The 21,743-nt window shown below is 72.1% G+C and carries 17 protein-coding genes and 1 pseudogene; 13 read left to right on the top strand and 5 right to left on the bottom strand.

Annotation, left to right across the window (positions count from 1 at the left end; translation table 11 throughout):
- Positions 1–159 precede the first annotated feature (159 nt).
- Positions 160–1,677 carry a 3-hydroxyacyl-CoA dehydrogenase gene (locus H8R17_RS23660; protein WP_187825217.1) on the top strand — a complete coding sequence of 506 codons (1,518 nt, stop codon included), beginning with the start codon at positions 160–162 and terminating at the stop codon, positions 1,675–1,677.
- Positions 1,674–2,264, top strand: a complete 591-nt coding sequence (locus tag H8R17_RS23655; RefSeq protein ID WP_187825216.1) for a TetR/AcrR family transcriptional regulator — start codon at positions 1,674–1,676, stop codon at positions 2,262–2,264. Before H8R17_RS23660 ends, H8R17_RS23655 begins: the two co-directional genes overlap by 4 nt.
- Positions 2,265–2,271: 7 nt before the next feature.
- Here the strand turns inward: H8R17_RS23655 and H8R17_RS23650 are convergent, their stop codons facing one another.
- Positions 2,272–2,757, bottom strand: a complete 486-nt coding sequence (locus H8R17_RS23650) for an Lrp/AsnC family transcriptional regulator (RefSeq protein WP_187825236.1) — start codon at positions 2,755–2,757, stop codon at positions 2,272–2,274.
- 190 nt (positions 2,758–2,947) lie between these two features.
- On the opposite strand from H8R17_RS23650, the gene pdhA (H8R17_RS23645) reads away from it, so the two are divergent.
- From pdhA (H8R17_RS23645) to H8R17_RS23620, 6 genes are all read left to right on the top strand, one after another.
- Positions 2,948–4,090: a pyruvate dehydrogenase (acetyl-transferring) E1 component subunit alpha gene (gene pdhA / locus H8R17_RS23645; protein ID WP_187825215.1), complete on the top strand. Its 1,143-nt coding sequence runs from the start codon at positions 2,948–2,950 to the stop codon at positions 4,088–4,090.
- Positions 4,087–5,091 (top strand): alpha-ketoacid dehydrogenase subunit beta, encoded by a 1,005-nt coding sequence (locus H8R17_RS23640; protein ID WP_187825214.1) that lies wholly within the window; start codon positions 4,087–4,089, stop codon positions 5,089–5,091. The genes pdhA (H8R17_RS23645) and H8R17_RS23640 overlap by 4 nt, the downstream gene beginning before the upstream one ends.
- Positions 5,091–7,061 carry a 2-oxo acid dehydrogenase subunit E2 gene (locus tag H8R17_RS23635; RefSeq protein WP_187825213.1) on the top strand — a complete coding sequence of 657 codons (1,971 nt, stop codon included), beginning with the start codon at positions 5,091–5,093 and terminating at the stop codon, positions 7,059–7,061. Before H8R17_RS23640 ends, H8R17_RS23635 begins: the two co-directional genes overlap by 1 nt.
- A 130-nt stretch (positions 7,062–7,191) precedes the next feature.
- Positions 7,192–8,259, top strand: a complete 1,068-nt coding sequence (locus H8R17_RS23630; RefSeq protein WP_187825235.1) for an NTP transferase domain-containing protein — start codon at positions 7,192–7,194, stop codon at positions 8,257–8,259.
- Complete coding sequence (locus H8R17_RS23625; RefSeq protein ID WP_187825212.1) at positions 8,256–9,701, top strand: molybdopterin molybdotransferase MoeA; 1,446 nt, start codon at positions 8,256–8,258, stop codon at positions 9,699–9,701. Before H8R17_RS23630 ends, H8R17_RS23625 begins: the two co-directional genes overlap by 4 nt.
- On the top strand, positions 9,698–10,795 hold the full coding sequence (locus H8R17_RS23620; RefSeq protein WP_187825211.1) for a TrkA family potassium uptake protein: 1,098 nt from the start codon (positions 9,698–9,700) through the stop codon (positions 10,793–10,795). The genes H8R17_RS23625 and H8R17_RS23620 overlap by 4 nt, the downstream gene beginning before the upstream one ends.
- Positions 10,796–10,825: 30 nt before the next feature.
- On the opposite strand, the gene H8R17_RS23615 is transcribed toward H8R17_RS23620, so the two are convergent.
- Both H8R17_RS23615 and H8R17_RS23610 read right to left on the bottom strand, forming a co-directional pair.
- Positions 10,826–11,674 (bottom strand): ABC transporter permease, encoded by an 849-nt coding sequence (locus H8R17_RS23615; protein WP_187825210.1) that lies wholly within the window; start codon positions 11,672–11,674, stop codon positions 10,826–10,828.
- A complete protein-coding gene (locus H8R17_RS23610) occupies positions 11,671–12,687 on the bottom strand; it encodes an ATP-binding cassette domain-containing protein (protein WP_187825209.1) in 1,017 nt (338 codons plus the stop codon). The genes H8R17_RS23615 and H8R17_RS23610 overlap by 4 nt, the downstream gene beginning before the upstream one ends.
- A gap of 351 nt (positions 12,688–13,038) precedes the next feature.
- Here H8R17_RS23610 and H8R17_RS23605 point away from each other — a divergent pair, with 351 nt between their 5' ends.
- Complete coding sequence (locus tag H8R17_RS23605) at positions 13,039–14,019, top strand: NAD(P)H-quinone oxidoreductase (RefSeq protein ID WP_187825208.1); 981 nt, start codon at positions 13,039–13,041, stop codon at positions 14,017–14,019.
- A 40-nt stretch (positions 14,020–14,059) separates the two neighbouring features.
- Here H8R17_RS23605 and H8R17_RS23600 read toward each other — a convergent pair whose 3' ends face one another.
- Positions 14,060–14,830 (bottom strand): hypothetical protein, encoded by a 771-nt coding sequence (locus H8R17_RS23600; protein WP_187825207.1) that lies wholly within the window; start codon positions 14,828–14,830, stop codon positions 14,060–14,062.
- Positions 14,831–15,149: 319 nt separating this feature from the next.
- On the opposite strand from H8R17_RS23600, the gene H8R17_RS23595 reads away from it, so the two are divergent.
- Positions 15,150–15,692, top strand: coding sequence for a bacterial proteasome activator family protein (locus H8R17_RS23595; RefSeq protein WP_187825206.1), 543 nt, complete (start codon positions 15,150–15,152; stop codon positions 15,690–15,692).
- A gap of 57 nt (positions 15,693–15,749) precedes the next feature.
- Here H8R17_RS23595 and H8R17_RS23590 read toward each other — a convergent pair.
- Positions 15,750–17,103: pseudogene (locus H8R17_RS23590) on the bottom strand (protein kinase).
- A gap of 309 nt (positions 17,104–17,412) precedes the next feature.
- On the opposite strand from H8R17_RS23590, the gene H8R17_RS23585 reads away from it, so the two are divergent.
- The 3 genes from H8R17_RS23585 to H8R17_RS23575 all read left to right on the top strand — a co-directional run bounded on the left by H8R17_RS23585 (position 17,413) and on the right by H8R17_RS23575 (position 21,743).
- A complete protein-coding gene (locus H8R17_RS23585; RefSeq protein WP_187825205.1) occupies positions 17,413–19,017 on the top strand; it encodes a protein kinase domain-containing protein in 1,605 nt (534 codons plus the stop codon).
- 484 nt (positions 19,018–19,501) lie between these two features.
- On the top strand, positions 19,502–20,731 hold the full coding sequence (pdhA, locus tag H8R17_RS23580; RefSeq protein WP_187825204.1) for a pyruvate dehydrogenase (acetyl-transferring) E1 component subunit alpha: 1,230 nt from the start codon (positions 19,502–19,504) through the stop codon (positions 20,729–20,731).
- A 1-nt stretch (position 20,732) separates the two neighbouring features.
- Positions 20,733–21,743 (top strand): alpha-ketoacid dehydrogenase subunit beta, encoded by a 1,011-nt coding sequence (locus H8R17_RS23575; RefSeq protein WP_187825203.1) that lies wholly within the window; start codon positions 20,733–20,735, stop codon positions 21,741–21,743.

Below are 21,743 nucleotides of genomic sequence, written 5' to 3'. Positions count from 1 at the left end.
GGGACCAACTCCTCGTCTCAAGAACTCTTCGTCGAGTTCATGACCTGGGCAAGAACGTGGGCAGAAACGGGCACTCAGAGTTAGAGTAACCGAACGATCGGTCGGTTCAAGGGGGTCCCGCCGCATCTGTGGAAAACCCCGTGCGGGAGGATCGCGCACATGACAGCACTCGACCTCAGCAGCCCCGTGGCCGTCGTCGGAACCGGCACCATGGGCCAGGGCATCGCCCAGGTCGCACTGGTCGCGGGCCACGTCGTACGGCTGTACGACGCCGTTCCCGGGCGCGCCCGCGACGCGGCCGCGGCGATCGGCGCCCGCCTCGACCGGCTCGTCGAGAAGGACCGGCTCACCGCCGGCGACCGAGACGCGGCACGCACCCGGCTGCTGCCCGCCGAGAGCCTCGCCGACCTCGCTGACTGCGCCCTCGTCGTCGAGGCGGTGCTCGAACAGCTCGACGTGAAGCAGCGGCTGCTGCGCGAGCTGGAGGGCGTCGTCGGCGACGACTGCCTGCTCGCCACCAACACCTCGTCCCTGTCCGTCACCGCCATCGGCGGCGCACTGAACAACCCCGGCCGCTTCGTCGGCCTGCACTTCTTCAACCCGGCGCCGCTGATGCCGCTGGTCGAGGTCGTCTCCGGGTTCGCCACCGACGTCACCTCGGCCACGCGCGCGTACGAGATGGCCCGCGCCTGGGGCAAGACCCCCGTCGCCTGCGCCGACACCCCCGGCTTCATCGTCAACCGCATCGCCCGGCCCTTCTACGGCGAGGCCTTCGCCGTCTACGAGGCCCAGGCCGCCGACCCGGCCACCATCGACGCGGTCCTGCGCGAGTCGGGCGGCTTCAAGATGGGCGCCTTCGAACTGACCGACCTCATCGGGCAGGACGTCAACGAGTCCGTCACCCACTCCGTGTGGGAGTCCTTCTTCCGGGACACGCGCTTCACCCCGTCGCTCGCCCAGCGCCGCCTGGTCGAGTCCGGCCGGCTCGGCCGCAAGAGCGGGCAGGGCTGGTACGACTACCGGGACGGCGCCGAACGCCCGGAACCGCACACCGCGGAGCGCGCCCAGCCGCCCGCGCACGTCGTCGTCGAGGGCGACCTGGGCCCCGCCGCCGAGCTGCTCACGCTGATCCGCGAGGCGGGCATCTCCGCGGAGCAAGAGGAAGAGGACCACGGCACCCGCCTGCTGCTGCCCAGCGGCGGCCAGCTGGTGCTCGCCGACGGCCAGACCTCCGTGGAGTTCCGCGATGTCGTCTACTTCGACCTCGCCGTGGACTACCGCCGCGCCACCCGCATCGCCCTGTCCGCCTCCCAGGACACCGCGCCCCAGACGCTCGCCGAGGCCACCGGCCTGTTCCAGGCGCTCGGCAAGCAGGTCAGCGTCATCGGCGACGTGCCCGGCATGATCGTCGCCCGCACGGTCGCGCGGATCGTCGACCTGGCGCACGACGCCGTCGCCAAGGGCGTGGCCACCGAGGAGGACATCGACACCGCGATGCGGCTGGGCGTCAACTACCCGCTCGGGCCCTTCGATTGGAGCCGCAGACTCGGCCGCAACTGGGCGTACGCACTCCTCGACGACCTCCACCTGCGCGACCCCTCCGGCCGCTACGCGCCGTCCCTCGCGCTCTACCGCCACGCGTACGCCACCGACAAGAGGGAGGGCAGCGCCTCATGACCACCGCCAAGCGCGACACGTACACCCCGGAGACCCTGCTGTCCGTCGCCGTGCGGGTGTTCAACGAGCGCGGCTACGACGGCACCTCCATGGAGCACCTCTCCAAGGCGGCCGGCATCTCCAAGTCGTCGATCTACCACCACGTCACCGGCAAGGAGGAGCTGCTGCGCCGCGCCGTCAGCCGGGCGCTGGACGGGCTGTTCGGAATCCTCGACGAGGAGCCCGCGCGCGTGGGGCGTGCCGCCGACCGGCTGGAGTACGTCGTACGGCGCATGGTCGAGGTGCTCATCGCGGAACTTCCGTATGTGACGCTGCTGCTGCGGGTGCGGGGCAACACCGGTACCGAGCGGTGGGCGCTGGAGCGGCGCCGCGAGTTCGACCACCAGGTCGCCGAGCTGCTGAAGGCGGCGGCCGCCGACGGGGACGTGCGCGGCGACATAGAGGTGCGCCTGGTGACCCGGCTGGTGTTCGGGATGGTCAACTCGATCGTCGAGTGGTACCGGCCCGACGGGCGCGGCATGAACGAGCGCGAAGTGGCCGACGCGGTGGTGCAGGTGGCGTTCGGGGGCCTGCGCAAGGACGGGTGAGCCGGGCTCAGCCCTGCGGCTCCAGGTCCTCCTCCTCGAACACCAGCAGTGTGCGCGTGCTGAGCACCTCGGGGATCGCCTGGAGCCGGGTGAGCACCAGCTCGCGCAGCGCCCGGTTGTCGGAGGTGTGCACCAGCAGCAGGACGTCGAAGTCGCCGCCCACCAGCGCGATGTGGGAGGCCCCTGGCAGCTGCCGGAGCTGCCCGCGCACCGTGCGCCAGGAGTTCTGCACGATCTTCAGCGTGATGTACGCCGAGGTGCCGTGCCCGGCCCGCTCGTGGTTGACGCGGGCGGCGAAGCCCCGGATGACCCCGTCCTCCAGGAGCCGGTTGATGCGGGCGTAGGCGTTGGCGCGCGAGACGTGGACGCGCTCGGCGACCGACCGTATCGAGGCGCGCCCGTCCGCCTGGAGCATCCGCAGAATGTCCTGATCAATGGCGTCGAGGGGGCGTGGCGGCGGCAGAGGGACGCTGTCTCCCGGTTCCTCGGCCATTTGTTCAGGTGCCATGTCCCCCCGCCTCCCGGTCGTGGACGTACTGCGTTCATTCCAGGTTGTGGAGAACCGTTTGTCCACAGCCCAAGGTCACCTGTAGCCAAAATGTGCCAGCGACCGAACAATCGGTAGGGGAGGCGCATCACACATGCCGCGCCTCCCGAAGCCGCTCCCACGAGGAGGTGCCGTCATGACGGTCATGGAGCAGCGAGGCGCATATCGGCCGACGCCGCCGCCCGCCTGGCAGCCCCGTACGGACCCCGCGCCCCTGCTGCCCGACGCCGAGCCGTACCGCGTCCTCGGCACCGACGCGGCCGACCGGGCCGACCCGGAGCTGCTGCGCCGGCTGTACGCCGAGCTGGTGCGTGGCCGCCGCTACAACGCGCAGGCCACGGCCCTGACCAAGCAGGGGCGGCTCGCCGTCTACCCCTCCAGCACCGGCCAGGAGGCCTGCCAGGTCGGTGCCGCGCTCGTCCTGCAGGACCGCGACTGGCTCTTCCCCAGCTACCGCGACACGCTCGCCGTCGTCGCCCGCGGCGTGGACCCCGTCGAGGCCCTCACCCTTCTGCGCGGCGACTGGCACACCGGCTACGACCCGTACGAGCACCGCGTCGCCCCCCTGTGCACCCCGCTGGCCACCCAGCTGCCGCACGCCGTCGGCCTCGCGCACGCCGCCCGCCTCAAGGGCGACGACGTGGTCGCGCTGGCGCTGGTCGGCGATGGCGGCTCCAGCGAGGGCGACTTCCACGAGGCGCTGAACTTCGCCGCCGTCTGGCAGGCCCCGGTCGTCTTCCTCGTGCAGAACAACGGCTTCGCCATCTCCGTCCCGCTCGCCAAGCAGACCGCGGCCCCGTCGCTGGCCCACAAGGCCGTCGGCTACGGCATGCGCGGCCGCCTGGTCGACGGCAACGACGCCGCCGCCGTGCACGAGGTCCTCACCGACGCCGTACGGCACGCGCGCGCGGGAGGCGGGCCCACGCTCGTCGAGGCGATCACCTACCGCGTCGACGCCCACACCAACTCCGACGACGCGACCCGCTACCGCGCCGACGCCGAGGTCGAGACCTGGCGGGAACACGACCCGATCCTGCTGCTGGAACGGGAGCTGACCGAGCGCGACCTGATCGACGAGGACGGCATACAGGCCGCCCGCCAGGACGCCGAGACCTTCGCCGCCGCGCTGCGCGAGCGCATGAACCAGGACCCGGCCCTCGACCCCATGGACCTGTTCACCCACGTGTACGCCGAGCCCACCCCCCAACTCCGCGAGCAGCACGCCCTGCTGCGGACCGAGCTGGACGCCGAGGCCGAGTCGGAGGGAGCGCACCGATGACCACCGTCGCCGTCAGGCCGGCCTCCATGGCGCAGGCCCTCACGCGCGCGTTGCGCGACGCCATGGCCGCCGACCCGGACGTCCACGTCATGGGCGAGGACGTAGGCACCCTCGGCGGCGTCTTCCGGGTCACCGACGGCCTCGCCAAGGAGTTCGGCGAGGACCGCTGCACGGACACCCCGCTCGCCGAGGCCGGCATCCTCGGCACGGCCGTCGGCATGGCGATGTACGGGCTGCGCCCGGTCGTGGAGATGCAGTTCGACGCGTTCGCCTACCCGGCCTTCGAACAGCTCGTCTCGCACGTGTCCCGCATGCGCAACCGCACCCGCGGCAGGATGCCCCTGCCGATCACCGTCCGCGTCCCCTACGGCGGCGGCATCGGCGGCGTCGAGCACCACAGCGACTCCTCCGAGGCGTACTACATGGCGACTCCGGGGCTCCATGTGGTCACGCCCGCGACCGTCGCCGACGCCTACGGTCTGCTGCGCGCCGCCATCGCCTCCGACGACCCGGTGGTCTTCCTGGAGCCCAAGCGGCTGTACTGGTCGAAGGACGCCTGGAACTTTGAGGAGCCGACGCCCGTTGAACCGATAGGCCGCGCGGTGGTGCGGCGCTCAGGGCGGAGCGCCACACTCATCACGTACGGGCCGTCCGTACCCGTCTGCATGGAGGCGGCCGAGGCGGCCCGGGCCGAGGGCTGGGAACTCGAAGTCGTCGATCTGCGCTCGCTGGTGCCGTTCGACGACGAGACGGTGGGCGCCTCGGTGCGGCGGACGGGACGCGCGGTCGTCGTGCACGAGTCGGGCGCCTTCGGGGGCCCGGGCGGGGAGATCGCGGCCCGGGTCACGGAGCGGTGCTTCCACTACCTGGAGGCGCCGGTGCTGCGCGTGGCCGGGTTCGACGTGCCGTATCCGCCGCCGATGCTGGAGCGCCACCACCTGCCCGGTGTGGACCGGATCCTGGACGCGGTGGCGCGTCTGCAGTGGGAGGCCGAGAGCTGATGGCACAGGTGCTGGAGTTCAAGCTCCCCGACCTCGGTGAGGGGCTCACCGAGGCGGAGATCGTGCGCTGGCTGGTCGAGGTCGGCGATGTGGTCGCCGTCGACCAGCCCGTCGTCGAGGTCGAGACGGCCAAGGCGATGGTCGACGTGCCCTGCCCCTACAGCGGCGTGGTCACCGCCCGCTTCGGCGAGGAGGGCCAGGAACTGCCGGTCGGCGCCCCGCTGATCACGGTGGCGGTCGGCGAACCGGCCCCCGGCGACCGGCCCGAGAACACGGGCGGCACCCCGCCCGCGGGCACCGCCGCCGGCGCGCGCTCGACCGAGGGCTCGGGCAACGTCCTCGTGGGCTACGGCACCGCGGCGCCTCCGTCACGACGCAGGAGGGTACGACCGACCTCGCCGCCAGCGTCCGGCACCCCTGCGAACGGCACGGCGGGGGAGGGCGCGCCGGGGCGCCGTGGGACGGCAGCCGAGGGGCGGCCGACCGGTGGCGCCGTGGGCGAGAGCGCGGCTGCGGACGGCTCGGCCGGTGTGGGTACGGCGGCGGCTGTGGACGCCTCGGCGGGTATCGGGTCGTCGCCTGCGGCACCCGAGGGCGCGGCGGAAGGCTCGGCCGGTACGAGTACGAGGGGGGCGGACGCGGGTCCTGGAGACGCGGCTGGGTACGGCACCGCTGGCGCGGGCACGTCGGCGGCGGCTCCGGCACGTGACGGTGCGGCTGTGGACGGCCCGGGCGGTACGAGTGCGTCGACGGCGGATGCGGGCTCCGAGGGCGCGGCGGCGAACGGCATCGCTGGTGCGAGCGCGTCGGCGGTCGGTGCGGCTCGAGAGGGCGCGGCGGCCAATGGCACCGCCGGTGCGAGCGGGGCCGTGCGTGAGGGCGAGACCTCCGTCGGCGTGGCCCGCTCCGACATGGACCGCGGTGACGGGCCCGTTCCGGTGATCTCGCCCCTCGTGCGGCGGCTCGCCCGTGAGCACGGGCTGGACCTGCGGGAACTGACCGGTTCCGGCCCCGACGGGCTGATCCTGCGCGCGGACGTGGAGTACGCGCTGAGGGCCGCCGCCCTTCAGGGACGTACGGTTCAGCCCGCCGCCGAGCCGGACGCGCGCGTGGCGGCACCGACGGCCGAACCCGCATCGCCCCAGGCCGCCCCGGCGGCGACCCCCGGCGCCCCGGCCGCCCCCGCCACGCCCCCTGGCGCCCCAACAGCCCCCGGCGTCACAAGGACCGCCACCGGCATCCCCACCACCCCCGGCCCGTCTGGCACGCCCGCGACTCCTGGCGGCATCCGCACCGCCCTCAAGGGCGTCCGCGGTGCCGTCGCCGACAAGCTGTCGCGCAGTCGTCGGGAGATCCCCGACGCGACCTGCTGGGTGGACGCGGACGCGACCGAGCTGATGCGGGCGCGGACGGCGATGAACGCCGCCGGCGGGCCGAAGATCGCCCTGCTCGCCCTGATGGCCCGGATCTGCACCGCCGCCCTGGCCCGCTTCCCGGAGCTCAACTCCACGGTCGACATGGAAGCCCGGGAGGTCGTCCAGCTCGACCACGTCCATCTCGGGTTCGCCGCGCAGACCGACCGGGGGCTCGTCGTGCCCGTCGTACGGGACGCGCACGCGCGGGACGCCGAGTCGCTGACCGCGGAGTTCGCCCGCCTGACCGAGGAGGCCCGGGCCGGCCGGCTCACCCTCGCGGAACTCACCGGCGGCACCTTCACGTTGAACAACTACGGCGTGTTCGGCGTCGACGGCTCCACGCCGATCATCAACCACCCCGAGGCCGCCATGCTCGGCGTCGGCCGCATAGTCCCCAAGCCGTGGGTGCACGAGGGCGAGCTGGCCGTGCGCCAGGTCGTCCAGCTCTCGCTCACCTTCGACCACCGGGTCTGCGACGGCGGCACGGCCGGCGGCTTCCTGCGGTACGTGGCGGACTGCGTGGAGCAGCCGGCGGTGTTGCTGCGGACGTTGTGACCGCGTACCCGCCGCCGCGTTCCCTCCTGATCGCGGCGGCACGCATACTCGTGGGGTGACCTCGAACGAGCGCCCCGCCGGACGCGGCGATGTCTGCGTCCACGACGACGCCTGTGCCTACGACGCCGTCGTGCTCGCCGGCGGGTCCGCGCGGCGGCTCGGCGGCGCGGACAAGCCCGGCGTGCGGGTGGGCGGCCGCGCGCTGCTCGACCGGGTGCTGGCCGCCTGCGCCGGGGCACGTACCACCGTTGTCGTCGCCGACCCCAGGCCCACGGCACGGCCGGTGACCTGGGCGCGCGAGGAACCGCCCGGCGGCGGACCGCTCGCCGCGCTCGACGCCGGGCTCCGGCACACCACGGCCGAGCACGTCCTGGTGCTCTCCGCCGACCTGCCGTTCCTCGACGAGCGGACCGTCGGCCGGTTGCTCACCGCGCTGCGCGCGAGCGGCACCGACGGGGCGCTGCTCGCCGACGCCGACGGCCGCGACCAGCCGCTCGTGGCCGCGTACCGCGCACCCGCCCTGCGCCGCACGCTGGCCACACTCACCGACACCGCATCCGCAGGCGGCTCCGTGCGCACCGGCACCGCACCCGTCGGCAGCACCCCGCACACCGGCACCGAACCTGCCGACGACACCGCACCTACCGGCTCCGCACCCACCCACCAGGCGCCCCGAAGCGGCGCCGCGACCGGCAGTCTCGCGGGGCTGCCCCTGCGCCGGCTCACCACCGCGCTCGACCTCACCCGGGTCCCCGGCCCCGTCGCATCGTTCGACTGCGACACCTGGGACGACATCGCCACCGCCAGGGCACGTATCAGGGAGCATGGGCACGTGTTGGATGAATGGATTTCCGCAGCCAAGGACGAGCTGGGCATCGACATCGACGTCGATACCGCAGTCCTGCTCGACCTCGCCCGCGACGCCGCCCACGGGGTGGCCAGGCCCGCGGCACCGCTGACCACCTTCCTCGTCGGCTACGCGGCCGCACGGGCCGGCGGAGGCCCCGAGGCCGTCGCCGAGGCCGCCCGCAAGGCCGCGGCCCTCGCCCAGCGTTGGGCGGAGGAGGCGGCCTCCGAAGCCGCGGACTCCCAGTCAGCGGACACCGGGCCCCCCGCCGGTCTGCCCGGTGTCCGGCCCGATGTGGCGCCCGACGCGACCCCGGACACCCGCCCCGACACCCGCCCGGACGTCCCATGACCCCCCACGGCACCCGGACCGACGAGGACGCCGAGGACCTCGACGTCGAGGAGGTGCTCGCCCTCGTGAACGAAGACACCGGCCGCAACCAGGACGAGGGCCGCCCGCCCGGCGACGACCGCAACCCCGACGACGAACACGCCCCCGTCGACGACCGACCCGCGCCCCCCGTACAGGACGGCCGTCACCGAGACGCCCCCCGCCCGTCCGGCACCCACCACCGCGCCACCCCCTGGCCCGAGGCCCGCACCATCGCCGAGCGCGCCCCGCGCACCGGCGGACGGGGGCAGGGCCGGACCGCCCGCCGCGCCCCTGTCCCCGCGTCCCTCGACGCCGCCCTCGGCCACACCCTGGCCGCCCCCGTCACCGCCCTCACCGACCTGCCCTCCTTCGACACCTCCGCGATGGACGGCTGGGCGGTCGCCGGCCCCGGACCCTGGGCCGTACGGGACGAGGGCGTGCTCGCCGGGCACGCGGAGCACGAGCCGCTCACCGACGGCGAGGCCGTCCGCATCGCCACCGGCGCCCGCATCCCCCCGGACACCACCGCGGTGATCCGTAGCGAGCACGGCCGCACCGACCACAAGGGCCGCCTGCACCCCACCCGGGAGCTCCAGCACGGCCAGGACATCCGCCCCCGCGCCCAGGAGTGCCGCACCGGCGACCAACTGCTCGCCGTAGGCACCCTCGTGACCCCGGCCGTGCTCGGCCTCGCGGCGGCCGCCGGGTACGACGCCCTCACCGTCGTCCCCCGCCCGCGCGCCGAGGTCCTGATCCTCGGCGACGAACTGCTCACCTCGGGCCTGCCGCACGACGGCCTGATCCGGGACGCCCTCGGCCCGATGCTGCCGCCCTGGCTGCGGGCGCTCGGCGCGGAGGTCACCGGCGTCCACCGGATCCGCGACGACGACGAAGCCCTGCACAAGGCAATCACCGCGTCCGACGCCGATGTCATCGTCACCACCGGCGGCACCGCCTCCGGCCCCGTCGACCACGTCCACCCCACCCTGCGCCGCATCGGCGCCGACCTCCTCGTGGACGGCGTCAAGGTGCGCCCCGGCCACCCCATGCTGCTGGCCCGCACCAAGGAGAACCAGCACCTCGTCGGCCTGCCCGGCAACCCCCTCGCGGCTGTCTCCGGCCTGCTCACGCTCGCCGAGCCCCTGCTGCGCACCCTCGCGGCGCGCCCGGCGCCGGAGCCGTACACGCTGCCGTTGCAGGACGCCGTGCATGGGCACCCGTACGACACCCGGCTCATCCCCGTCGTCCTGCGCGGCGACCGCGCCGCGCCGCTGCACTACAACGGTCCGGCCATGCTGCGCGGCATCGCGGCGGCCGACGCCCTCGCCGTCGTGCCTCCGGGCGGCGCGCGGCCGGGACAGGAGACGGAACTTCTCGACCTGCCCTGGGCGTCCGGGGGAATCGAGGTGTGTTTCACGTGAAACTTCCGGGCCAGGACGTGATCGCCCGCCAGGCGGACGAACATCTCGTCACCCATCGGGTGAAACTCCCGAGGAAGGTGGTGGAGCATCCGTTCCGCCAGGTCGCCAAACGGCTGTCCATCGCCTTGGTGGTCCTCGTGGCGACGGCACTGATCGTCTATGTCGACCGGGACGGCTACACGGACAGCTCCGACGGCCCCGTCGATCTGCTCGACTCCTTCTACTACGCGACCGTCACCCTCTCCACCACCGGATACGGCGACATCGCACCGATCAGTGACGCTGCCCGGCTCACCAACATCTTCGTCATCACGCCCCTGCGCGTGCTGTTCCTGATCATCCTGGTCGGCACCACGCTGGAGGCCCTCACGGAGCGCACCCGAGAGGAATGGCGACTGACCCGATGGAGGTCCACGTTGCGTGATCACACCGTCGTCGTCGGCTTCGGCACGAAGGGACGCTCGGCGATACAGACCGTCTGTGCGACGGGGCTGAAGAAAGAACAGGTCATCGTGGTCGATCCCAGCTCCAGGGTGATCGACGCCGCGACGGCGGACGGGTTCGCCGGCGTCATAGGGGACGCGACGCGCAGCGACGTCCTGAAGCGGGCCGAGGTGCACAAGGCGCGGCAGATCATCATCGCGACCCAGCGCGACGACACGGCCGTGCTCGTGACGCTGACGGCGCGGCAGATGAACCGCGGCGCCAAGATCGTGGCGGCGGTGCGGGAGGAGGAGAACGCGCCGCTGCTGAAGCAGTCCGGCGCCGACGCCGTGATCACCAGCGCCAGCGCGGCCGGCCGGCTGCTCGGCCTGTCCGTGCTCAGCCCCTCGGCCGGCATGGTGATGGAGGACCTGATCCAGCAGGGCAGCGGGCTCGACATCGTCGAACGGCCGGTCATCAAGGCCGAGGTGGGACGGACGCCGCGCGAGGTGGACGATCTGGTGGTGAGCGTCGTACGAGGGCACCGGGTGCTCGGATACGACGATCCGGCCGTCGGCACGCTTGGGCTGACGGACCGGCTCATCACGATCGTGCGGGTGACGCCGGGCACGCAGGTCGCGCCCGACATCCGCCCGCTCCCCCGCGCCTGACCGCCGGGACGTGTCCTGCTTGCCGTTGCCCTACTTGCGGTTGTAGAGCCGCATGGTGACCGGCCCGAAGACCAGCACGAACAGGCCTGCCCAGCCCAGGGACCAGGCGATGTGGTCGGCCGGCCAGCCGCCCGCCATCAGGTCGCGCACGGCCGACGAGAGGTGGGTGACCGGGCTGTTGTGGACGAAGGCCTGCAGCCAGCCGGGCATGGTCCGCGGGTCGACGAAGATGTTGGACAGGAAGGTGAGCGGGAAGAGGAACATCATGCTGACGCCCATCACCGACTTCTCGGTGCGCAGCAGCAGCCCGAACATCGTCCAGATCCACGAGAAGGCGAACGAGAATACGACGAGCAGCGCGATGCCGGCGACCACGCCGACCACGCCGCCGTCCGGCCGGTAGCCGAGGATCAGGCCGACCGTGAGCATCACGACGGACGCGATCGTGTAGCGCAGGGCGTCGCCGAGCAGATAGCCGACCATCGTCGACGGCCGCCAGATGGGCAGGCTGCGGAACCGGTCGAAGACGCCCTTCTCGATGTCGGTGTTGACCGAGACGCCGGTGTACATCGTGATCATCACGACCGACATCACCAGGATGCCCGGCAGCAGGAACTGGATGTACTCCTGCGGCGAACCGGCCAGCGCCCCGCCGAACAGGTAGGTGTACATCAGCACCATCATGATCGGGAACGCCGTGACGTCGAAGAGCTGCTCCGGCACGTGTTTGATCTTGAGTATGGCCCGCCAGCCGAAGGTCAGCGAGGCCGACCAGGCGCTGGGCCGCGGCGGCCGTTCCTTGGCGATGAGCAGCGCGGCGAGCGAGTCGGTGCTGACCGGGGCGAGTTCACTGCTCTCGGTGGTCGTCGCGGTGCTCATGCTGCCACCTCGTCCTTCGTGTCGTCGGTGTCGTCGGTGGTGCGGGTGTCGTGTCCGGTGAGGGCGAGGAACACCTCGTCCAGGCTGGGCTGGCCCAGCGCGAAGTTGTCGACGGTGACGCCAGCGCGGGACAGCTCGGTCAGCGCCCGGGCGGCCTGCTCGGCCGCGGTGTCGTCGCTCGCCGCCGTACCGAGGCGGGCCGTCAGCGCGACCGGGTCGGGCTCCGCCTGGACGGCCGCGCCGAGCGCCCGGGTCAGCACCTCCGACGCCAGCGGCCGCTGCTCCGCGTCCCGCAGCCGCAGGTGTACGGAACCGGCGCCGACGGACGCCTTCAGCTCGCCCTTGGTGCCCTCGGCGATCACCTTGCCGCGGTCGATGACGGCGATCCGGGAGGCCAGCTGGTCGGCCTCGTCCAGGTACTGTGTGGTCAGCAGCACGGTCGTGCCCTGCCCGACGACCGCGCGCACGATGTCCCACACCTGGTTGCGGCTGCGCGGATCGAGGCCGGTTGTCGGCTCGTCGAGGAAGAGAAGATCGGGTGTGTTGAGGATGGACGCGGCGATGTCGATACGGCGCCGCATGCCGCCGGAGTAGTGCTTGACCTGCTTCGCGGCCGCGTCCGTGAGCCCGAAGGCCTCCAGGAGCTGGGCGGCGCGGTCGCGGGCGGTCTTCTTGTGGTGACCGAGGAGCCGGGCCAGCAGGACGAGGTTCTCGGTGCCGGTGAGGTCCTCGTCCACGGACGCGTACTGCCCGGTGAGGCTCACGCGGCCGCGCACCTCGTCGGCCTCACGCACGACGTCGTGGCCGAAGACGTGTGCCTCACCGCCGTCGGGCCGCAGGAGGGTGGCGAGCATCTTCACGGTCGTGGTCTTGCCGGCGCCGTTCGGACCGAGGACGCCGTAGACCGTGCCGGCCGGGACCGCGAGGTCCACGCCGTCGACCGCCCGTGTCTCGCCGAACGTCTTCACCAGGTCCGCGGTTTCGATCGCCAGGCCGGACGTATGCGTGCTCATGCTGGGGTCCTTCCGCGTGCTTGGGCTACGCATGGGGAGACTTTTACGGTCGCGCAAACTCATCGGTCCCGCATATGGATTTCTGCCAGGACCGGACCAAGGGCGGAGGGGGTTCCGACCGGCGGACGAGGCTCGGGACGGAGGACCGGGGACCGAGGACCGAGGACCGAGGACCGGGGACCGGGGACCGAGGCGCAGGCCGGGGGCGTGTGGCCGCGTTCCGAGCGGTGGGGGATCGGTGGGGACCGGGCTGGGGTTTACGGCGGGGCCGGGGCGGCCTCGCAGTGGTGCGGGGGCGAGTGGGGGCGACGGGCCGGGATCCGGTGCGGGAGTGACGGGTAGCGTCCCCTCATGCATGCGATCACGATTTCCGAACCCGGTGGGCCCGAGGCGCTGGTCTGGGGCGAGGCGGCGGATCCGGTGCCCGGTGAGGGCGAGGTGCTGGTCGAGGTGGTGGCCAGTGCCGTCAACCGGGCCGACATTCTTCAGCGGCAGGGCTTCTACAACCCGCCGCCCGGTGCGTCGCCGTACCCAGGCCTGGAGTGCTCGGGGCGGATCGCCGCGCTCGGCCCCGGCGCGTCCGGCTGGGCCGTCGGCGACGAGGTGTGCGCGCTGCTCTCCGGCGGCGGCTACGCCGAGAAGGTCGCCGTCCCCGCCGGCCAGCTGCTGCCCCTCCCCAAGGGGGTCGGACTCAAGCAGGCGGCGGCCCTGCCGGAGGTCGTCTGCACGGTCTGGTCCAACGTCTTCATGATCGCCCACCTCCGCGCCGGCGAGACCCTCCTCGTGCACGGCGGCTCCAGCGGCATCGGCACGATGGCGATCCAGCTCGCCAAGGCCGTCGGCGCGAAGGTCGCCGTCACCGCGGGCACCAGGGAGAAGCTGGAGCACTGCGCCGGGCTGGGCGCCGACATCCTGGTCAACTACCGCGAGCAGGACTTCGTCGAGGAGATCCGCACGGCCACGGACGGAGCCGGCGCCGATGTCATCCTCGACAACATGGGCGCCAAGTACCTGGACCGCAACGTCAAGGCCCTCGCCGTCAACGGCCGCCTCGCGATCATCGGTATGCAGGGCGGCGTCAAGGGCGAGCTGAACATCGGCGCGCTCCTCAGCAAGCGCGCCGCGATCAGCGCGACCTCGCTGCGTGCCCGCCCGCTGGACGAGAAGGCGGCCATCGTCGCGGCCGTACGCGAACACGTCTGGCCGCTGCTCGACGCCGGGCACATCCGCCCGGTCGTCGACCGCGAACTCCCGATGCCGGACGCGCCCGCCGCCCACCGGCTGGTGGAGGAGAGCGGTCACGTGGGGAAGGTGCTGCTGGTCGCGCCCTAGTTGTAGTGCCCCGGCAGGCAACGTTCGCCCCGTCGCGACGCTAGGTCCTGCGCAACCGGAGGCCGACGAAGGCCAGGCCCAGGCCGAGCCCGATGAGGAGCAGCCCGCTGCCGAGCGGCACGATCCGCAGCACGGGCTCGGTGGGCCGCTCCGCGTGTCCGACGGCCGTCCGCGTCGGCTGCGCCGACCCGGACGGTACGGCCGCGCCGTCCGGCGGCGCCTCGGGTACGGCGGGTACGGCGGGCGGCGCCACGGCGCTGGAGTCGCCGCCGTCACCGCCCTCACCGGCGCCCTCTCGCTCCGGCTCTTTCCCCGGCTCCTCCGGTTCGGCTGTCTCCCGCCGCCCCGGCCGCTCCCGCCCCTCACCCGCCCGGCTCCCGGCACGGGAGGGCTCCGGCGCGGGGGCCAGGCCGGGCGGAGAAGCGACGGCGGAGTCCCGCCCCGAACCGCCGACCGAGCCGGAACCGGGCCCGTGGCCTGGCCGAGAGTTAGGAAGCCGGTGCTCGGCCCGGGAATCGCCCTCGGAGCCGGACTGGTCCCCGGAAGCACCCGGAGGAACCTCGGGAGGGCGGGAACCCGACTCCGAGCCGGACACCGACCCCGGCACGGAGTCAGCCAGAGAATCAGACGGAGAGGCGGCCACAGAGGCAGTCACGGCGTCAGCCACGGAGGCGGAGAGGGACGCGGGGACGGACGCGGACACCGACACCGACGCACCCTCGGCACCCGGCGGCGGCCCTTCGCCGTACACCGCCCCGCCCACCCCGCCGTACGCCCCCGGCCGGCCGCCGCCCTGCGCCTCGTCCGTCACGGGCCCGCTGCCCGGCGCCTGGTACGTAACGGCCCCCCCGTACCCCTGCACCCCGTAAGTCATCCCCGCCCCCCACACCACAGCACCCACAACCAGCACCCCCGCAGCCCAACCCCCCTTCCGTACCCGCTGCCATGGAGTCACGCTCGTGACCCCCTCCCGGTATCGCCCGAAGACCGACGGGACCAGCCTCACATTTCCTGTTTCTTCCGGCATTCCGGGTTCGTCCGGGAGGGTTGAGGGGGCCGCACAATCCGGGTATGCCGCCACGTCACGGGCTGCTGGCGGGTGAGGTGGACGGGTGCGAGACAATGGCGGCATGGAGATGCCGAGGAACGAAAGGTCGCCGGAGAACCCGCAGATCCTGGTCGTCGGTCAGGACGGCATGGCGCTCAGCGGCGGCAACGGAGACGAGGACTCCCGCGAGACCCCGGTGACGGATCAGGTGGAGCAGCCCGCCAAGGTCATGCGGATCGGCAGCATGATCAAGCAGCTGCTGGAGGAGGTGCGTGCCGCTCCCCTGGATGAGGCGAGCCGGGTCCGGCTCAAGGAGATCCATGCCGGCTCGGTGAAGGAGCTGGAGGACGGCCTGGCGCCGGAGCTCGTCGAGGAGCTGGAGCGGCTCTCCCTGCCCTTCACGGACGAGGCGACCCCGTCAGACGCCGAACTGCGCATCGCGCAAGCACAGTTGGTCGGCTGGCTCGAGGGCCTCTTCCACGGGATCCAGACCACCCTGTTCGCCCAGCAGATGGCCGCGCGCGCCCAACTGGAGCAGATGCGCCGCGCGCTGCCCCCGGGCGTCGCCCACGAGGGCCACGACGACGAGCACCCCGGCCCCCGCTCCGGCGGACCGTACCTGTAAGCCCCCTCAGCAAAGGGCCCGGCAGCACAGGCTGCCGGGCCCACTCATGTGACCGGGTCAGGACGCCGGGTTGCCCGTCGAAACCTTCAGCTCGATCTCCGGCATGTCATCGGGGTCCATGCCTGTGTCCGCCGACGGGAACTGGTCCATGACCGTGCCGTCGCCGAACGTGTTCTCGTCGACGTTCGTGACCTTCATCGTCCAGCCCGCGGCCTGGAAGCACGCCTTGACGGACTTGATGTTCTTGTACTTGAACTTCGGAACCCGGATCTTCTCGGGGTCGTTGTACGACTCCCGAGGCTCCGTGCACTCGTCGGACTCGATCGTCTTCGACGGATCCGGCCCGCGGTACCCCGCCGCCTTCGTCGCCGACGCGCTGGCCCTGCTGCCCCCGCCGCCCGCTTCCTGGCCGTTGTCCCCGTTGCTCAGCAGCAGCGCCGTGACCAGCCCGCCGACCGCCAGCAGGGACACCACGACCGAGCCGATGATCACCGGCCTGTTGTTCCCCCGCCCGCCCGAACCGGCGGGCTGGGGCGTGATGTTGTACGGCGGCGGCGTCGGCGCCCCGGGCTGCGGCGCGTACCCCGACGGGTGCGGCGTCTGGTAGCCGCCCTGCTGCGGATAGCCGTACGCCGGAGAAGGCGCACCCGGCACTCCCTGCACCCCCGGCCCCGACGGCGTCGGCATCCCGTACGGATTCGGCGTGGGCGCCGGATGGTACGGCGTCTGGACGCTGCCCGAGGACGCCGGAGCTGCCTGGTCGACCGGCGGGAACACCGCCGAGCCCACGCCCGCGCCGCTCGGCGTCTGCGCGCCCGGCACGATGCTGGGCGGCGCCGCGTGGAAGGACCCCGCCACGCGCAGGCACTCGCCGCGCATGGCCTCGGCGCTCGGGAAGCGCTCGTTCGGGTTCTTCTTCAGCGCGTGATGTCCCGGTGGACCAGCCCCATCTCATGGCTGATCTCCAGGGCCGCGAGCACGTCCGCGGTGACCTTCAGCGCCCTTTCGCGGGCATCGCGCCGTACTGCCGTACGTCCTCGTCGAGCACCGAGCCGAGCGGGCGGCCCTCGACGTACTCCATGACGATGTACGGCACCGGCGTGTCGTCGCCCGCGGCGGAGCCGCTGTCGAATGCAGTGTCCTCGCCGGTGTCGAACACCGAGACGATGTTGGTGTGCGTGAGCTTGGCCACGGCCTGGGCCTCGCGGCGGAACCGCTCGCGGAAGGCCTGCTCCCGGCCCAGCTCGGTGTGCAGCGTCTTGATCGCGACCTGGCGGTCGAGCACCGAGTCGTACGCGAGGTGCACCGAGGCCATGCCGCCCTGTCCAAGCAGGTCACGCAGCTGATAGCGGCCCCCGGCCAGCGCCCGCCCCGCGTACTGGCCCTGCGCGCCGTCCTGGCGATGTGCTATTCCCGGCCAAGTCTGCCGGAGGGCACTGACACGTCAAGCTCGGTGCCCGTTCCGTGACCGTACGCGAAAGAAGCGTCGCGGAAGTGTTACGAGGGGTGTGCGGCCGGTACACAGAATTTGCACGCAGAACGAGTTGACGGTTTCATGGCCGGTCCGTCCTGTGCCCTTGCAACGCCCTGTCTCACACCGGTCCCGACGCCCGTATCGGGCCGGATCCGGGACCGGAGGCTTGCGCGGAGGCTGTAGCGTGGCCGACGGAGACCGTAACAACACCGCGCGCACCGCGGGCAGAAACGACGGCGAGGACTGATGGCACAGCAGCAGCGCGCCCAGGGCCCGTCCGACCCCGAGGCGACTGGCGGCGGTATGTCAGACGCGCCGGAGCTGTGGGGGAACGGCGGGTTGGTTGGGGATGGCCGGTACCGGCTGACCCGCAGACTCGGCCGGGGCGGAATGGCCGAGGTGTTCGCCGCCGAGGACGTCCGCCTCGGGCGCACCGTTGCCGTCAAGCTGCTCCGTTCCGACCTCGCCGAGGACCCGGTGTCCAAGGCCCGCTTCACGCGCGAGGCGCAGTCGGTGGCCGGGCTGAACCACCACGCGATCGTCGCCGTGTACGACTCGGGCGAGGACATGGTGGGCGGCCAGTCCGTGCCGTACATCGTGATGGAGCTGGTCGAGGGCCGCACCATCCGCGATCTGCTGCTGAACGCCGAGGCGCCCGGCCCCGAGCAGGCGCTGATCATCGTCTCGGGCGTCCTGGAGGCGCTCGCGTATTCGCACCAGCACGGCATCGTGCACCGGGACATCAAGCCGGCCAACGTCATCATCACCAACAACGGCGCCGTGAAGGTGATGGACTTCGGCATCGCCCGCGCCCTGCACGCGGCGCAGTCGACGATGACGCAGACCGGCATGGTCATGGGCACGCCGCAGTACCTCTCGCCGGAGCAGGCGCTCGGCAAGGCCGTCGACCACCGCTCCGACCTGTACGCGACCGGCTGCCTGCTGTACGAACTCCTCTCCCTGCGGCCCCCGTTCACCGGCGAGACCCCGCTGTCGGTGGTCTACCAGCACGTCCAGGACATCCCGACGCCCCCGTCGGAGGCCTCGGACGCCTGCCCGCCGGAGCTCGACGGCCTGGTCATGCGCTCGCTCGCCAAGGAGCCCGACGACCGGTTCCAGACGGCCGAGGAGATGCGCGGCCTGGTCCAGTACGCACTCCAGATGCTGTACGAGGCGGGCGGCCACACGGGCACCTGGAACACCGGCCCGGTCGACATGCACGACGGCCGGCACACCCCGGCGGCGGGCTTCGCGAGCACGACGGTCATGCAGCACCCCGGTGGCTCGGGCTCCGGCACCACGCAGATCCCGCAGCCTGTCCTGCCCGCCGGCTACGGCGGTGGCGACGACGGCGGCTTCGAGGGGCACGGCAACAGGGGCAGCGGCCGCGGCAAGCTGTGGATCCTCGCCGTGCTCGCCGTGATCGCCGTCGCGGTGGGCGTGGCACTGGCGCTCAGGGGCGGCAGCGGGGACGGGAGCGGGCAACAGAACCAGAAGCCGCCGACCCCCTCGCAGACCACCGAGAACTCCTCGCCCAGCGAGACGGCGACCGACGATCCGACCGGCCAGCCCACCGACACGGCCACGGACAACGGCAGCGGCACGGGTTCCAACCCGGACTACACGCCCTCGGAGCAGCCCTCCTACACGCCGTCCGAGCAGCCCACGTTCCAGCCGACGGACCAGCCGACCGACCAGCCGACGAATCCGCAGCCGACGGAGCCGACGAACCAGCCGTCGAATCCGCAGCCGACCACACCGGACGAGCCCACCGACGCCCCGACGGGCGGCACGAACACGGGCGGCACGACGACCGGCGGCGACAGCAGCGGGGCCGAGGGCGGCGGCTGACCCGACCGGCAGGCCCCCCACGCGCGCGTGCACCCGAAACGGACGGCACACGCGCGTGATGTGTTTACGGGGACGTACACACGCGCGTGTGCTCGTGGACGCCCTGGCGGACGACCTCGTGGCCGTCGAGGGGAATAACCCGATTTTTCCTTCTTCGCGGACGGGGTACGTCTCATACACGGACTCTTCCCGTGCCCGGGGTGGCCGGGATAACGTGCCGTTGCTCCGGCCTCCTGCAAGGCTGTGACCTGGAACCCTTCGGAATCTTTCCGATTTACTTGGAAATCCAAGCAAAATCGCAGGTCAGAGGGGGTTTCACAGAAATGTGGAGCACTGGGTAACGTGACTGCTGCAGGGCGCTCGCCGGGGCACCTGTCAAGCCTGTTCCCGGCCATGGGCACCCACCCCGTGCACGGGACCGGGATCAGGCGAGCCGCACTGGTATCCCGGCAATCCCGGGGGCCGGACCGACGGAGGAGCACACGTGACCGTGGAGAGCACTGCCGCGCAGAAGCCGCGACGCAGCGCCGGGAGCAAGGCCGGCACCACCGGCACCAAGCGCACCACCAGCACGACAGCCAAGAAGAACGCCGGCACGAAGAAGGACGCCGAGCCGCAGCTCGTGCAGCTGCTGACGCCCGAGGGCAAACGCGTCAAGAACGCCGAGTACGACAAGTACGTCGCCGGCGTCACCCCCGAGGAGCTCCGCGGCCTGTACCGCGACATGGTCCTCACCCGTCGCTTCGACGCCGAGGCCACCGCCCTGCAGCGCCAGGGCGAGCTGGGCCTGTGGGCCTCGCTGCTGGGCCAGGAGGCCGCCCAGATCGGCTCCGGACGGGCCCTGCACGACGACGACTACGTCTTCCCGACCTACCGCGAGCACGGCGTCGCCTGGTGCCGCGGTGTGGACCCGGCCAACCTGCTCGGCATGTTCCGCGGCGTGAACAATGGCGGCTGGGACCCGAACGGCAACAACTTCCACCTCTACACGATCGTCATCGGCTCCCAGACCCTGCACGCCACGGGCTACGCGATGGGCGTGGCCAAGGACGGCGCGGACTCCGCGGTCATCGCCTACTTCGGCGACGGCGCCTCCAGCCAGGGCGACGTGGCCGAGGCCTTCACCTTCTCCGCGGTCTACAACGCCCCGGTGGTGTTCTTCTGCCAGAACAACCAGTGGGCCATCTCCGAGCCGACCGAGAAGCAGTCCCGCGTGCCGATCTACCAGCGCGCGCAGGGCTTCGGCTTCCCCGGCGTCCGGGTGGACGGCAACGACGTGCTGGCGTCCCTGGCGGTCACCAGGTGGGCGCTGGAGCGGGCGCGTGGCGGTGAGGGCCCGACGCTGGTCGAGGCGTTCACGTACCGCATGGGCGCGCACACCACCTCCGACGACCCCACCCGGTACCGGGGCGACGAGGAGCGGCTGGCCTGGGAGGCGAAGGACCCGATCCAGCGCCTTCGCCGCTATCTGGAGGCATCGAACCACGCGGACGAGGGATTCTTCGCGGAACTTGACTCGGAGAGTGAGGCGTTGGGCAAACGAGTGCGCGAGGCGGTGCGTGCCATGCCGGACCCGGACCGCTTCGCCATCTTCGAGAACGCGTACGCGGACGGACACGCTCTCGTCGACGAGGAGCGGGCGCAGTTCGCTGCCTACGAGGCGTCGTTCGCCACTGAGTCTGACAGCGGCTCCGCCGCGGTTTCGGGGGTCTGACATGGCAGCGGAGACTGTGACATCCAAGGCTGTGACATCCAAGAGCATGGCTCTGGCCAAGGCGATCAACGAGTCGCTGCGCCGCGCCCTGGAGGCCGACCCGAAGGTCGTCATCATGGGCGAGGACGTCGGCAAGCTCGGCGGCGTCTTCCGCGTCACCGACGGCCTGCAGAAGGACTTCGGCGAGAGCCGCGTCATCGACACCCCGCTGGCCGAGTCCGGCATCGTCGGCACGGCGATCGGCCTGGCGCTGCGCGGCTACCGCCCGGTGGTGGAGATCCAGTTCGACGGGTTCGTGTTCCCCGCCTACGACCAGATCGTCACCCAGCTGGCCAAGATGCACGCCCGCTCCCTGGGCAAGGTCAAGCTCCCGGTCGTCGTCCGGATCCCCTACGGCGGCGGCATCGGGGCGGTAGAGCACCACTCCGAATCGCCCGAGGCCCTGTTCGCGCACGTGGCCGGCCTGAAGATCGTCAGCCCGTCCAACGCGGGCGACGCTTACTGGATGATGCAGCAGGCCATCCAGAGCGACGACCCGGTGATCTTCTTCGAGCCCAAGCGGCGCTACTGGGAGAAGAGCGAGATCAACACCGAGGCCATCCCCGGCCCGCTGCACAAGGCGCGCGTGGTGCGCGAGGGCGCGGACCTGACGCTGGCCGCGTACGGGCCGATGGTGCGGCTGTGCCAGGAGGTGGCGGACGCGGCCGCCGAGGAGGGCCGGTCGCTGGAGGTGGTGGACCTGCGCTCGGTCTCGCCGCTGGACTTCGACACGATCCAGGGGTCGGTGGAGAAGACCGGCCGTCTGGTCGTGGTGCACGAGGCGCCGGTGTTCTTCGGCTCGGGCGCGGAGATCGCCGCGCGGATCACCGAGCGCTGCTTCTACCACCTGGAGGCCCCGGTGCTGCGCGTGGGCGGCTACCACGCGCCGTATCCGCCGGCCCGTCTGGAGGAGACCTACCTGCCCGACCTGGACCGGGTGCTGGATGCCGTCGACCGCTCGCTGGCGTACTGA

Source organism: Streptomyces sp. TRM68367 (assembly GCF_014495685.1).
Taxonomy (GTDB): domain Bacteria; phylum Actinomycetota; class Actinomycetes; order Streptomycetales; family Streptomycetaceae; genus Streptomyces.
This window is presented reverse-complemented; position numbering and strand designations above follow the sequence as displayed.

Bases quoted from the DNA above. Each gene is read 5' to 3' on its own strand.
- H8R17_RS23575 (WP_187825203.1), top strand. From the start codon at position 20,733: ATGGCAGCGGAGACTGTGACATCCAAGGCTGTGACATCCAAGAGCATG.
- H8R17_RS23595 (WP_187825206.1), top strand. From the start codon at position 15,150: ATGGAGATGCCGAGGAACGAAAGGTCGCCGGAGAACCCGCAGATCCTG.
- H8R17_RS23615 (WP_187825210.1), bottom strand. From the start codon at position 11,674: ATGAGCACCGCGACGACCACCGAGAGCAGTGAACTCGCCCCGGTCAGC.
- pdhA (WP_187825215.1), top strand. From the start codon at position 2,948: ATGACGGTCATGGAGCAGCGAGGCGCATATCGGCCGACGCCGCCGCCC.
- H8R17_RS23585 (WP_187825205.1), top strand. From the start codon at position 17,413: ATGGCACAGCAGCAGCGCGCCCAGGGCCCGTCCGACCCCGAGGCGACT.
- H8R17_RS23625 (WP_187825212.1), top strand. From the start codon at position 8,256: ATGACCCCCCACGGCACCCGGACCGACGAGGACGCCGAGGACCTCGAC.
- H8R17_RS23635 (WP_187825213.1), top strand. From the start codon at position 5,091: ATGGCACAGGTGCTGGAGTTCAAGCTCCCCGACCTCGGTGAGGGGCTC.
- H8R17_RS23660 (WP_187825217.1), top strand. From the start codon at position 160: ATGACAGCACTCGACCTCAGCAGCCCCGTGGCCGTCGTCGGAACCGGC.
- H8R17_RS23655 (WP_187825216.1), top strand. From the start codon at position 1,674: ATGACCACCGCCAAGCGCGACACGTACACCCCGGAGACCCTGCTGTCC.
- H8R17_RS23640 (WP_187825214.1), top strand. From the start codon at position 4,087: ATGACCACCGTCGCCGTCAGGCCGGCCTCCATGGCGCAGGCCCTCACG.
- H8R17_RS23610 (WP_187825209.1), bottom strand. From the start codon at position 12,687: ATGAGCACGCATACGTCCGGCCTGGCGATCGAAACCGCGGACCTGGTG.
- H8R17_RS23650 (WP_187825236.1), bottom strand. From the start codon at position 2,757: ATGGCCGAGGAACCGGGAGACAGCGTCCCTCTGCCGCCGCCACGCCCC.
- H8R17_RS23605 (WP_187825208.1), top strand. From the start codon at position 13,039: ATGCATGCGATCACGATTTCCGAACCCGGTGGGCCCGAGGCGCTGGTC.